Source organism: Curtobacterium sp. L6-1 (assembly GCF_018885305.1).
GTDB classification, from domain to species: domain Bacteria; phylum Actinomycetota; class Actinomycetes; order Actinomycetales; family Microbacteriaceae; genus Curtobacterium; species Curtobacterium aetherium.
This window is the reverse complement of record NZ_CP076544.1, coordinates 1443290-1455964: the sequence shown is the minus strand read 5'-3', so window position 1 is coordinate 1455964 and position 12675 is coordinate 1443290. Positions and strand designations below refer to the sequence as shown.

Annotated in this window: 10 protein-coding genes; 5 read left to right on the top strand and 5 right to left on the bottom strand. The window is 71.4% G+C overall.

Annotated elements, in window-relative coordinates:
* The first annotated feature begins 1 nt into the window (after position 1).
* On the top strand, positions 2-811 hold the full coding sequence (locus KM842_RS06690; RefSeq protein ID WP_216261682.1) for a hypothetical protein: 810 nt from the start codon (positions 2-4) through the stop codon (positions 809-811).
* Between the two features lie 130 nt (positions 812-941).
* Here the strand turns inward: KM842_RS06690 and KM842_RS06685 are convergent, their stop codons facing one another.
* The 3 genes from KM842_RS06685 to KM842_RS06675 are packed head-to-tail and all read right to left on the bottom strand — an operon-like array spanning position 942 to position 5225.
* Positions 942-2360, bottom strand: coding sequence for an ArnT family glycosyltransferase (locus KM842_RS06685; protein ID WP_216261681.1), 1419 nt, complete (start codon positions 2358-2360; stop codon positions 942-944).
* A 43-nt stretch (positions 2361-2403) separates the two neighbouring features.
* Positions 2404-3858 carry a glycosyltransferase family 2 protein gene (locus KM842_RS06680; protein ID WP_216261680.1) on the bottom strand — a complete coding sequence of 485 codons (1455 nt, stop codon included), beginning with the start codon at positions 3856-3858 and terminating at the stop codon, positions 2404-2406.
* Complete coding sequence (locus KM842_RS06675; protein WP_216261679.1) at positions 3855-5225, bottom strand: glycosyltransferase family 4 protein; 1371 nt, start codon at positions 5223-5225, stop codon at positions 3855-3857. Before KM842_RS06675 ends, KM842_RS06680 begins: the two co-directional genes overlap by 4 nt.
* A 177-nt stretch (positions 5226-5402) precedes the next feature.
* Between KM842_RS06675 and KM842_RS06670 the strand changes: the two genes are divergently transcribed.
* The 4 genes from KM842_RS06670 to KM842_RS06655 are packed head-to-tail and all read left to right on the top strand — an operon-like array spanning position 5403 to position 11352.
* The gene (locus KM842_RS06670; RefSeq protein ID WP_216261678.1) at positions 5403-6224 is read left to right on the top strand and encodes an ABC transporter permease; all 822 of its coding nucleotides are present in this window, start codon (positions 5403-5405) and stop codon (positions 6222-6224) included.
* Positions 6221-6949 carry an ABC transporter ATP-binding protein gene (locus KM842_RS06665; protein WP_253206282.1) on the top strand — a complete coding sequence of 243 codons (729 nt, stop codon included), beginning with the start codon at positions 6221-6223 and terminating at the stop codon, positions 6947-6949. The genes KM842_RS06670 and KM842_RS06665 overlap by 4 nt, the downstream gene beginning before the upstream one ends.
* A 2-nt stretch (positions 6950-6951) precedes the next feature.
* Positions 6952-9654, top strand: coding sequence for a bifunctional glycosyltransferase/CDP-glycerol:glycerophosphate glycerophosphotransferase (locus KM842_RS06660; protein ID WP_216261676.1), 2703 nt, complete (start codon positions 6952-6954; stop codon positions 9652-9654).
* A gap of 39 nt (positions 9655-9693) precedes the next feature.
* Positions 9694-11352 (top strand): glycosyltransferase family 2 protein, encoded by a 1659-nt coding sequence (locus KM842_RS06655; RefSeq protein WP_216261675.1) that lies wholly within the window; start codon positions 9694-9696, stop codon positions 11350-11352.
* 4 nt (positions 11353-11356) lie between these two features.
* Here the strand turns inward: KM842_RS06655 and KM842_RS06650 are convergent, their stop codons facing one another.
* Both KM842_RS06650 and KM842_RS06645 read right to left on the bottom strand, forming a co-directional pair.
* The gene (locus tag KM842_RS06650) at positions 11357-12451 is read right to left on the bottom strand and encodes a glycosyltransferase (protein ID WP_216261674.1); all 1095 of its coding nucleotides are present in this window, start codon (positions 12449-12451) and stop codon (positions 11357-11359) included.
* A 22-nt stretch (positions 12452-12473) separates the two neighbouring features.
* On the bottom strand, positions 12474-12629 hold the full coding sequence (locus KM842_RS06645; protein WP_216261673.1) for a hypothetical protein: 156 nt from the start codon (positions 12627-12629) through the stop codon (positions 12474-12476).
* Positions 12630-12675: the final 46 nt, after the last annotated feature.

Genomic DNA, 12675 nt, shown 5'->3' with positions numbered 1-12675 from the left:
CGTGCACGACACGGACGCTGCCGCCCCCGCTGTCGAGGTCCTCCGGGCCTTCGGCGGTGGGGAGGCGCGGCCCCGGCCGCTCGCGGGTGGCCGCGGGCTGACGTGGCGCGCCGGCGACCTCGTGCTCCGGCCCCACGACGGGCGGGTTGTGACCGACTGGCGGAGCGCCGTGCTCGCGACGCTCCCACACACCGCGGAGTTCCGCACCCCGCGCCCGGTCGCCGCCCGCCACGGGGGATGGCGGGTCGGATCCTGGGAAGCGTGGGAGTGGGTGCCCGGCGCCGCGGACGAGCACCGGGTCGAGGACGTCCTCCGCGCGGGTGCGGCCTTCCACCGCGCGGTCGCCCACCTCGACCGCCCCGCGTTCCTCGACGAGGGCGACGAGACCGTCGCGCCGAACGACGCCTGGCGCCGCGCGGACCGGATCGCCTGGGGCGAGGCGCCGATGCTCCACGACCCGACGCTCCAGCGCCTCGGTGCGGCGTTCCGGCCGGTCCGTTCGTCGCCGCAGCTGGTCCACGGCGACCTGCTCGGCAACGTGCTGTTCACCGAGGGGCAGCCGCCGACGATCATCGACTGGCCGCCCACCTGGCGTCCGGCCGGGACCGGACTGGCGATCGCTGCGGTCGACGCGGTGTGCTGGCACGGCGTCCCGACCGACCGGCTCGCAGCACTCGGTGCGGGGATCCCGGAGTGGCGGCAGTTCCTGGTGCGGGCGCTCGCGTTCCGTGTGGCGACGCTGCACCTGCTCGGTGCCTGGGACGGCGCCGCGGTGGTCCGACACCGCCCGGTGGTCGACGCGGTCGCCTGATCGAGCGCCACCGGCGCCACCGGCGCGGAGGCGCGGAGGCGCGCAGTCGCGCAGTCGCGCAGTCGCGCAGGCGCGCAGGTTCGCCGGCAGGGAGGCGCGTGTGCGTCCGGCAGCGGGATGCCGCGACGGCTCAGCCCCGGACCGTCAGCTCGTCCCCGGCCTCCTCGACGACGCCGGACCGCGGCGTCCAGACGGCGAACCCGTCCACCTCGGTGCGGTCCAGCCGGTCGGCCTGCGCCTCGAGGAAGGAGCGCACCGCGGCGCTCGGCGGGAAGCGGCGGTCGTTCCCGACCACGACGGCGACGAACGGGCCGTCGTCGGGTTCCATCGACCCGCGCCCGGCGAAGTACGGGTCCGTCAGCGTCGGGGTCGCCGCGGCGAACAGGACGCCACCGGAGGCGCGGCCGTGCTCGTCGAGCCACCGGTCCACGAGCGCGATGCCGCTCGGGTGCGTCCGGGCGACCGTCACGCTCTCACCCACGGCAGGCACGACGAGCGCGAGCACGAGGAGACCCGCCGCCACCAGGCCGACGGGTCGCGGCACCACGGTGGCCAGTCGACCGATACCGATCGACGACAGGGCGACCAGCAGCGGCATCCAGGCGGCGTAGTAGTTGGCGAGGGCGATGTGCGCGACGACCGTGTAGAAGACGACGAGCAGCGCGAGGGCGGTGCCGAGGTAGGCGACCAGGCGGTCGGGGCGGATCGCGAGGGCCGCCACGAGCCCGACGACCAGGACGACGGTGGTGACGGCGCCGACGCCGGTCCACAGGAACCAGGCGTTCGCCCACCACGGCGCGAAGGTGTGGATCTGTCCTGCGATGCTGATCGGGTGCCCGTGTTCGTTCTGGCCGTCCTGGAACCGCACCATGTACGTGATCGCGGAGCGGATCCCCATCGGCGCGTAGAGGGCGACCGCGGTCACGACGAACGCGACCAGCCAACCCACGCCGCCAGTGAGCAGGCGACGCGGTCGGCGGTGGAGCAGGGGCAGCAGGACGAAGGCCGGGAGCAGGACGATCGTGGACACCTTCGACGTCACCGACATCGCGAGGAGGACACCGGAGAGCGGCGCGAGCCACCACCGGTCCGTCCGGATCCACGCCCACGCGACCGCGAGGGCGAGGACCGCGAACGCGATCATCACCGGGTCGAGCAGCGCGTACCGGTCGACCCGGGTGCCGAGGAAGCCACGCGGGGTGAGGAGCCACGTCGCGGCGGCCAGCAGACCGGTCCAGAAGCCGACCTCGCGGCGCAGCCACCAGAAGAACGTGACGCCCACGGCCAGCACGAGCGCGCCGACGAGCAGCCGGGGGCCGAGCACCCCCTGCCCGGTCACGAGCTGCGCCAGGCCGAACAGGTACTTCGCCGTCGGCGGGTGCTCGCGGTTCGCCGAGAAGTCGCCGTGCAGGTACGCCCAGCCGGCCCGGACGTAGATCGACTCGTCACCGTGGACGTTGTGCCCGAGCAGGTTCCAGCCGCACTGGTAGAGCGCCCAGACCGCGAGCAGCACGAGCGCCGTCGCCCGCACGGGACGTGACGTCGCCACCCGCACGGGACGTGACGTCGTCAGTGCCACGCGTCGGCCGGCGTCACGCGCCACGGCCGATGACCGCGCGGAGCCGCGCGGCGATGCGGGGGTTGCGCGCCCCGAAGGTCAGCGCCGTGAGCCGGCGGACCGACACCGTCGCGCGGTGCACGAGGAGACCGGTCGCCTCGGCGATGTCCGACACCGAGTGCCAGCGGGCTCGGAGCGCCGCGGGGTCGATCTCGGTCCCCGCGGTCGTGCGGACGAGCCGGACGAGGTCGTCCCCGCCGTGCCACGACGTGCTCTGGTTCTCGAACCGGCGGAGGATGCGGTCGATCGCCGACGCGCGGTGGTTGACAACCGCCTGCGACCAGCGGACGTCGTGCGACACCGGGTCGACGAGGACCCAGCGGGGAGCGTTCGCGTTGAGCGCGGAGAGCTGCGCGAAGGTCGTCAACGCGCCGAGGGCGACGGCGACGTCGAAGATCTGCCGCGCCCGCCCGCCGACCGCGATGCCGGCGCCGGGGAACGCCTGGCGTGCCGCACGGATCTGCGACTTCGCGACGATGACGGTGACGACGACGTCGTCCGGCGCGGCGGCGAGGGTGCTGCGGACGCGCGCGACGACCTCGTCGGTCACCTCCGCCGGCAGGTGCAGTGCCACGCGGACGACGTCGTCGTCGGGCAGGAAGGCGTCGGCGAAGACGTCGACTGCGTCCCGGTAGCGGGCGAGGAAGAGCGCGAGCGCGCCGCCGTAGAACGGGTAGCGCTCGAGCAGGATGCGCTCGTGCGCGAGCCGGAGCGACGGGCCGCGGTCACCGCTGAAGCTCGTCGAGCCGGTGTGCAGGACGAGTGCGCGGTTAGCGAGGACCGCGGTGAAGCCGTGCTCGTTGATGCGCAGGCAGAAGTCGTTCTCCTCGCCGTAGCCGGGGGAGAAGACCTCGTCGAACAGCCCGAAGCGGTCGACCATCTCGCGGCGGATGAGGAAGCAGAACCCCATCGCCACGGGGGAGACGGTGTACCGGGGGAGCAGGTACTTCGTCCGTCCGTGCAGCTCGCGGGTCCGTCGCGGTGCGACCGTGGCGCGCGGGTTGCGCCGCGCGAACGGGTACGAGGCGATCGTCGCGTTGTCACTGCGGGCGCAGACCACTCCGATCGTGTCCTCGGAGCCGAGGACCGCGGTCATCTCGTCGAGGAAGCCCGGCATCGGGACGGTGTCGCTGTTCAGCAGCAGCACGTCGTTGCCGGTGTGGTCGAGCTCGAGGACGGCACGGTTGCAGTTCCCGACGAAGCCGAGGTTCTCCGCGTTCCGGACGTACTCGAAGCCGTCGTGGTCGCCGACGAGCTCGAGGATCCGTGCCTCGACGGTGTCGACGTTCGGTCCGACGTCGTTGGCGAGCAGCACGCGGTCGCGGGCGAAGTCGACGGTCTCGAGGAGTGCTCCGATGCAGCGTTCCAGGCCCGGCAGGTCGTCGTAGACGGGCACGACGATCGTGACCGCGCGTCGGTCGGCGCTCATCGGCGGGTCACCTTACGGACGAGGGCGCCGGGTCGGGCCAGCAGCCGCCCGACGGCGCCGGAACGGCTCCGCACCCGGGCGGTCAGGAGGCCCACGGCGGCTCGTGCGCTCGTCGCACCGAGCGAGGCGTACGCGCCCGGCAGCTCGAACCAGTAGCGGGCCGCCTGGGGGAGGCGGTAGCCCTCGGTGCCGACGAGCGCGGTGAAGCGCGCGATCGCGGCGGCGTTGTCGTGGCCGGCGCCCGTGACGGACGCGAGCCGGTCCGGCGCGGCCGCACCGTGCCTCCCGACCGAGCCGGGGTCCGCCGCGTACGCCGCGAGGGTGTCCGCGAGTGCCGAGGTGTCGGCTGCGGCGACGAGCGCGCCCGTGACGCCGGGCTCGACGAGTTCGGCGCTGCCGCCCTCGCGTGTGGCGACGACCGGCTTGCCGAGGGCCATGTACTCGGCCGTGGTGCGGCCGAAGGCCTCGATCGTGGACGGCGTGACGCAGACGTCGGCGGCCTCGACGTACGGGGCCGGGGTGGTCTGCTCGCCCGCGAAGACGACGTGCTCGGCGACGCCCAGCGCGCGGGCACGGTCGAGGAGGCGCTGGTCCTCGCCGGGCTGCTTCCAGCTGCCGACGAAGCAGACGCTCGCGGTGACCCCGCGGTCACGGAGGAGGCCGAGGGCGTCGACGACGCGGTGCTGGCCCTTCGACTCCTCGACGCGTCCGACGACCGTGACGCGGAGGCCGGGCTCCGTCTGCGGGAACGGCCGGACGGTCGGCGCCTCGGCGCGGGTCGCGCGGAGGCGGTCCACGTCGACCGACGGGTACGCGACCGAGATCTTCTCGGCGGGCATGTACTGCGCGAGGTGGTCCCGCATCGCGCCCGAGTTCGTCACGACGGCCCCGGCGAGCAGGCCGATGTCGCCGAGGGTCCCGGCGCGGCCGTGCTGGAAGTGGAGACCGTGGTCGAGGTCGCCGTACTCGCGGACGAACCACGCCTGCGGGATGCCGAGCACGGCCGCCGCGTACGACGCCCACGGGGCCACCAGGGTGTTCGTCACCACGAGGTCGGGACGTCGGCGCTCGTAGAGGCGGATGATCGCGTTCACCGCGGCGTAGTCGACGGTCGCGAACGCGGCGCGCTCGGCGGCGGGGGCCGGCTGCGGGCTCGGGAGCGCCCATCCACGGAACCGGAAGGCGTCGTACTGCCAGCCGCGCTCGTCGAGCGCCTCGATGAACTTGCCCCGCGGCGCCTTCGTGACGAAGTGGGGGGAGAGGTCCGGGTCGGCGGCCGCCCAGTCTTCGACGAACCGGAGGAGGGACCGCTCCGCGCCGCCGAGGTTCACGGGCGCTGTGGAGTGGTTCGCGAAGCTGACGAGCACCTGTCGACACTACTGGATTCAGCGACGGTTCTTCAGGGATTCACCACCTCGTCGTCCCCCAGGCGTTGACCGCCCGGCGCGATGCGGTCGGCCACCGACCTTGTGCGACAATGACTCGTCCCCGAACCCTGCACCAGGAGCGCTCCGCTGCGCCCCGGAGGAGCCTGCACCCGAAGCATGTCGTACTTCAACGACCTCTTGTCGTCGCGAGAGCTGCTGGCGAACCTCACGGCACGCGAGGTGAAGGGCAAGTACCGTCGCACGGTCTTCGGACAGCTGTGGTCGCTGATCAACCCGCTCGCGACGATGCTGATCTACACGATCGTCTACTCGTTCATCTTCCGGGCACGGCTCGAGGTGGGCGACCCCAGCGGGCTCGAGATCTACCCGCTCTGGCTCATGTGCGGACTGCTGCCGTGGATCTTCGCGCGCAACGTCATCAACGCCGGCATGACCTCGATCGTGTCCAACGGGTCGCTCATCAAGAAGGTCTACTTCCCGCGGATGACGCTGCCGCTCGCGGCGGTCGGGTCCTTCGGGTTCACCTGGCTCGTCGAGATGGGGGTGCTGCTCATCGCGCTGGCGATCTTCGGGTCGAAGTGGTTCCTGTACCTGCCGGTCATCGCACTGACGATGGTGTTCCTCGCGATGTTCGCCGCCGGCATCGGCCTGATGCTCTCCATCGTCAACGTGCACTTCCGCGACATGCAGCACCTCGTGGGCATCGGCCTGCAGATGTGGATGTACCTGTCGCCGATCATCTACCCGATCTCCCTCGTCGAGAACGCCGCCCAGAAGGCCGGGCACCCCTGGATCGTCACGGTCTACAAGCTCAACCCGATCGAGCGGTTCTCCGAGGTCTTCCGCAACCTCATGTACGACAACCGACTGCCGGAATGGAGCGACCTGGTCGCGTGCGCACTCGCCGGGTGCGTCTCGCTCGCGATCGGCTACGTCGTGTTCTCCCGCAACGAGAAGAAGCTGGCCGAACTGCTGTGAACGATGCCGCCGTCACCGTCGAGAACGTCTCCAAGCGCTTCCGCATGTACCACGAGCGCAACGACTCCCTGAAGAGCATGGTCATGCGCGGCAAGAAGTCCGTGCACGAGGACTTCTGGGCCCTCAAGGACGTCTCGTTCGAGGTGCCGCAGGGGAAGACCTTCGGGCTCATCGGCAAGAACGGGTCGGGCAAGTCCACCCTGCTGAAGTGCCTCGCGAAGATCCTCTGGCCGGAGGAGGGCACCATCACCGCCCGCGGCAAGCAGGCGTCCCTGCTCGAGGTCGGCTCCGGGTTCCACCCCGAACTCTCCGGCCGCGAGAACGTGTTCCTCAACGGCTCCATCCTCGGGATGAGCCGGAAGGAGGTCGCGCGCAAGTTCGACGAGATCGTGTCGTTCTCCGGTGTCGGTCACTTCATCGACCAGCCCGTGAAGAACTACTCGTCGGGCATGTACGTCCGGCTCGGGTTCTCCGTCGCGGTCGCGGTGACGCCGGACATCCTGGTCGTGGACGAGGTCCTGGCCGTGGGTGACGCGACGTTCCAGAAGCGCTGCCGCACGAAGTTCAAGGAGATGAAGGAGGAGGGCCGCACGGTCATCCTCGTCTCGCACTCGATGGGCACCGTGAAGGACATGTGCGACGAGGTCGCCTGGCTGAACCAGGGTGAGCTCCAGATGATCGGCAAGACGGACGACGTCGTGGCCGCGTACAACAAGACCGTCTGACGGTGGACACGACGGGGAACGGGGACGACGGCATGGAGCTCGAGGCACGAGGGGCGACGGACGATCGACAGGCAGCATGGCCCTTCCAGGTCAGCGCCGTCATCGCGACCTACAACGTCGCACGGTACCTCCCCGCGTTCCTGCGGTCCCTCGCCGAGCAAGCCGTGGGCATCGAGAAGGTGCAGCTGGTCTTCGTCGACGACGGATCGACCGACGGTGGCCTGCAGATCCTGCAGGACTGGGCCGTCGGCCGCGAGCACCACGTCCGCGTCCTCGCCCAGGAGAACCGCTGGGTGGCCGAGGCCCGGAACGCCGGACTCGAGCACGCCACCGGTGAGTGGGTCACGTTCACCGACCCCGACGATGTGCTCGACCCGCAGTACTTCGTCGAGGTCTTCAAGTTCATCGCCCTCTACGGCGACAGCGCGCGTCCGGAGCCGGTCAACCTGCTCGCCGCGCACCAGATGCGGTTGCTGGAGTCGGGCGAGATCCGGGACAACCATCCCCAGCGACGCAAATTCGGCAAGGGGTCGCGGATCGTCAACCTCCACGCCGACCCGATCATCCAGCTGAGTGTCAACTCGTCCTTCATGCGGAACTCGCTGATCCGCGAGCACGGCCTGCGGTTCGACGACCGTGTCCGCCCCAACTTCGAGGACGGGCACTTCATCGCCCGGTACATGCTCCTCACCAGGAGCGAGCGGACCGGCCTGATGGCCTCGGCGAAGTACCTGTACCGGACCCGGGGCGACGGCTCGTCGCTGCTCGAGAAGAGCTTCCGGATGCGCGAGAAGTACACCGCCGTGCTCGAGCACGGCTACCTCGACGTCCTCCGTCTCGCGACCGCCGAGTACGAGACCGTCCCGCGGTGGGTCGAGAACACCGTGCTCTACGACCTGTTCTGGTACTTCAAGGAACAGCTCGCCGTGCAGTCGCTCTCCGCGGCTGCGCCGGTGGACGTCCTGCCGCGCTTCCACGAGCTCGTCCGTGAAATCCGCGCCCTCGTCGCCGACGAGGCGGTCCGGAGCTTCGACCTGATGCACGTCGAGTTCGCGGTTCGGCAGGCACTCCTGCAGGGGTACTCGGGCGAACCGATCCGGCAGGACTACGTGCGGTTGTCGGACGTGGACGAGGGTCGCCAGCAGGTCAAGGTCTCCTACTGGTTCTCCGGCGAACTCCCCGACGAGTCGTTCGAGGTCGACGGGGAGACCGTCGAGCCCGTGCACGAGACCGTGCGCGACTACACCTTCTACGGGCGCACCCTGATCCGCGAGCGGCACCTCTGGTTCGAACGCGGCCTCCGGACGAAGGTGCGCCTCGACGGCGTCCTCATGCAGGTCACCCGCGGCGAGGTGATGGCCGGGCCCGAAGGGCTGACGAACCGCCAGATCAACCCGGCGATCATGGGCATCCGGAAGCAGGTCCGAGACCGCTTCGCGCCCGACGACGTCGACGCGCTGCGACACGGTGTCCGGCGACTGCGCCAGTCGTGGCGCAAGACGCGGCGCAACTTCAGCAAGACGAACTTGAGCGACGAGGTCCTCGAGTTCTCGCTGAAGACCTCGCGCGTGCGGAACCGCTACCAGCACGCGTGGGTCTTCATGGACCGGGACACCGACGCCAACGACAACGCCGAGCACCTCTACCGCTGGGTCCGTGACAACCGCCCGGACATCAACGCGTGGTTCGTGCTGCGCGAGGACTCGGCGGACTGGGCGCGGCTGCAGGCGGACGGCTTCCGCCTGGTGGCGCACGGGAGCTGGCAGTGGAAGCTGCTCATGCTGCACGCCGACCACCTGGCGTCGTCGCACGCGGATGCCTACGTGACGCAGCCGTTGAACCAGCGCCGCTACGGTCGTTCCCGGTTCCGGTACACGTTCCTGCAGCACGGCGTGATCCACAACGACCTGTCGCGGTGGTTGAGCTGGAAGAAGATCGACGTCTTCGTCACGACGACCCCTGCCGAGCACCAGGCGATCGCCGGCCACGGTCCGTACTCGTTCTCGTCACACGAAGTGGCACTGACCGGCCTTCCTCGCCACGATGCGCTCCTCCGTCGACGACGCGCGGTCCGGCCGGCCGACCGCGACCTCCTCCTCGTGATGCCGACGTGGCGCCAGAACCTGCTCGGCGAGCGGGTCGAGGGGTCGAACAAGCGTCTCCCGATCAAGGACTTCGGCGCGAGCGAGTACGCCCGGGAGTACCGCGCGCTCCTCGGGTCGCGGGAACTGCAGGACCTCGCTGCACAGCACGGCAAGACCCTGGCCTTCATGCCCCACCCGAACATGCGGGTGTACCTGGAGGAGTTCGACCTCCCGGCGCACGTGCGCATCCTCGACTTCGCCCGGGACAACGTCCAGGACGTACTGGCGCGGACGGCGGCGTTCGTCACGGACTACTCGTCGCTGGCGTTCGACGCGGCGTACATCGACGTCCCGTTGGTGTACTTCCAGTTCGACCGCGAGTCGTTCTTCGACGGCACGCACGTCGGTCGCCAGGGCTACTTCGACTTCACCCGGAACGGCTTCGGACCCGTCGAGCGCGACGGGGACGCCGTCGTCCGCGCACTCCAGGCGCACGCCTCCCGTGGGTTCGAGAACACAGCGCCCTACGACGAGCGCGTCCGGGACACCTTCGTGTTCCGCGACGGGAAGAACTGCGAACGGGTCGTCGCCGCGATGGAGGCACTCACCAGCGGTCACTGACGACGTCGTGAGTGGTCCGGGAACGAGTTGGAGGTCAGCATGTCCCTGTCCGTCGTCGTCCCCGCCCACGACAGTGCCCCCTGGATCGCCGAGCTCCTCGAGAGCGTCCTCGCCCAGGACGTCGAGTCGATGGAGGTCCTGGTCGTCGAGAACGGCTCCACCGACGACACCGCGGCGATCGTGGCCGCCGCCGCAGCGTCGGACCCCCGCGTCCGGCTGCTGTCGTCCCGGGCCGGCAGCGCCGCCGCAGCCCGCAACGAGGGCGTCGCCGCCGCCACGGGGGAGTACCTCGTCTTCGCGGACGCCGACGACATCGTCCCCGACGGGGCCTACCGGACGATGCTCGAGACGATCACCGCGAGCGGGTCGGACATGGTGGTCGGCGACCACCTGAAGTTCTCACCGACGGCGACGTGGAGCCCGACCGCGCGGTGGCACCTCTTCGACGGTCCGACCCGCACCGTCACGCCCGCCGAGGCGCCTGCCCTGCTGTCCGGTCGCGCCTGCTGGAACCGGATGTTCCGTCGGTCCTCGTGGGACCGCGCCGGCCTCCGGTTCCCGGAGGTCCCGAGCGTCGAGGACATCGAGCCGATGACCCGGGCCGTCACGGTGGCGACCAGCGTCGACGTCGTCCCGGCGTGTGTCTACCTGTACCGCGACCGCGGCGACACGTCCTCCCTGTCGCTGCGTGCCGACGCCGCTGTCACGGCGCGGTACCTCGAGCAGGAGCTCCGGTGCGCCGACCTGGTCGCCGGCGACCCCGCGCTGCGTCGTCAGCACGCCGAGGTCGTGCTCGACGCCGACGGCTGGGCCCACCTGCACCGGTTCCTGCTGACGGACCCCGACGCGGAGGCGACGCGCCTCGTGGCCGCCGCACTCGCACCACTGGTCGCCGCGGTCGGGAGGGGCGGCCTGGCGACGGTCGCACCGCACCGGCGCGTGCTGTGGCTGCTCGTCCTGGCCGACGCGTGGGACGTCGCGGAGCGCTTCGTCCGGGGCACCGCGACCGACGACCCCACCGAGCGGGCCGACGCCTGGACCGTGGCGCTCTCGACCCTGCAGACGTCGGGGAAGACGGCCGCGGAGGACGTGGCCGCACTCGTGGCGGACGGTCTCCTGCCCGCGCTCGTCAACACCGCGGACGCGGCCGACCCGGAGCGCGTCGCCGCCTGGACACCGCGTCTCCGCGACCTGCCGCTCCCGTCGGACGCGGACGGTCTCGTCGGTGTGATGGCCGAGGCGGTCCGGTCGGGAGGCCCGCAGGACGTCGCGGACGCTGCTCGCCTCCGCCACGTGGTGCCGTTGGTCGTCGACGGCGCGGAGCCGACGGCGGCAGGGCTGGTCCTGACGGGGCCGCTGCGGACCGACACCGTGCCTCCCGGCCTGACCCTCGTGCTCTCGGACGGCGCGGTCCGCGTCCCGCTCACGACCGACACGGCCGCCGGGCGGTGGCGCGCGGACGTCGACGGGGTGAGCCTGCCCGCCGGTCGGCACACGGTCTCGGTCGTCGCCGCCGTGGCGGACGTCCGGCTCCCGGTGGTGACCGCGCGGATGCCGCTCCCGCCGCTCCCTCCGACGGCACCGCTGCAGCCCCTCGCCGACCGCCGGGACGGCTGGCGGTTCCTGGTGGACCGACGCGCCGCTCCGGAGCGGGGACTCGCCTCGGCGCTCCGCCGCGTGGCGCGCCGCCTGCGCTGACCCGTCAGGCCGACGAGGCGACCTCGTCGAGGAGGTCGGCGTACCGACGTGAGACCGGGAACGGCGCGAGCCGTCGGCTGAACGCGGCGGCGGTCCGGGCCCCCTCGTCGCGGGACGGGCCGTCGTGGACCACGGCGCCGTCGCCGAGGAGCGCGGCGATCGACGCGGCCGGTTGGGCGGTGTCGAACCAGCGGATCCACGGTTCGTCTCCGAACTCGGCGAGCAGGTGCGGCTCGGCGGGGAGGACGGCGGGCAGGCCGAACGAGGCTGCCAGGTGCAGGCTTCCCGAGTTCAGCACGCGTCGGTAAGGGAACACGGCGACGTCGGCCGCCCGGAACCAGCGCTGGACCTCGCCGTCGTGGACGTGGTCGTGCTCACGGACGGCCCGGACGTCGCCGAGCGTGCCGTCGGCGAGCAGCCCGTCGATCGTCGCGCGGTCGTCCGCCGTGGTCCGGCCGGCGAGCAGCAGGACCGGTCGACGCTCGGCGGGCAGGCGTCGGACGGCGTCGACCAGGACGTCCAGCCCCTTGTAGGGCCGCATCTGGCCGAAGGCGAGGACGGCGAGGTCCGCGTCGTCCAGACCGAACGAGGCACGGGCGTCGGCGCGGGTGACGGTGTCCGGGTGCACGCCCTGGTAGCTCGGGTGCGGCACGTGCTCGACTGTCGCGGGGTCGATGGCGTAGTGCTCGGCGACCGCCTCCGCCGTCGCCACGTTCATGACGTGCACCACGTCCGCCGCCCCAGCCAGGTACCGGTTCAGCTCCAGCTCGAGCTCGAGGTGCCGTGCGTCGTGCGGCAGGACGTTGTGCACCGTCCACACCAGCCGGGCGCCCCGTCCGCGGGCCCCGTCGACGGCGCTGCGGAAGCGGTCGAGCCGGGCCCGCGCCTCGGCCGCGTCGTCGGCGCGCTGCACGATCGGCGCCGTCCACTGCATGTGGAACACGTCCCCGCTGCCGAGTCGGGCGAGGTGCTGCTCGAGCACCTCGGTGCGCAGGCTCTCCAGCACGTCCCAGCCGCGGGCGCGGGGCGCGAGGAGCATCAGGTTCAGGTAGGGGTTGTCGCGGTATGCGGGGAACACCGCGAGCTGGCGATCGGGCACGGCCCGATCCTACGGGGGACGGTCAGTCGAGCGTCGCCACGATGTGCTCGGCCTCGTGGAGGACCGAGCAGAACGCCAGTCCGTCGTGGCCGAGCGCGTCGCGCTTGCTGATGACCGCACCGCAGACGACGCACTGGGTCGAGGAGGTCGACCGGATCACATCGGAGAGGAGCGACATGACCTGAGCATGCGCGTCCGAGGTGAACAGCAGGCATCGCCCGCCT

Bases quoted from the DNA above. Each gene is read 5' to 3' on its own strand.
- KM842_RS06680 (WP_216261680.1), bottom strand. From the start codon at position 3,858: ATGAGCGCCGACCGACGCGCGGTCACGATCGTCGTGCCCGTCTACGAC.
- KM842_RS06670 (WP_216261678.1), top strand. From the start codon at position 5,403: ATGTCGTACTTCAACGACCTCTTGTCGTCGCGAGAGCTGCTGGCGAAC.
- KM842_RS06655 (WP_216261675.1), top strand. From the start codon at position 9,694: ATGTCCCTGTCCGTCGTCGTCCCCGCCCACGACAGTGCCCCCTGGATC.
- KM842_RS06645 (WP_216261673.1), bottom strand. From the start codon at position 12,629: ATGTCGCTCCTCTCCGATGTGATCCGGTCGACCTCCTCGACCCAGTGC.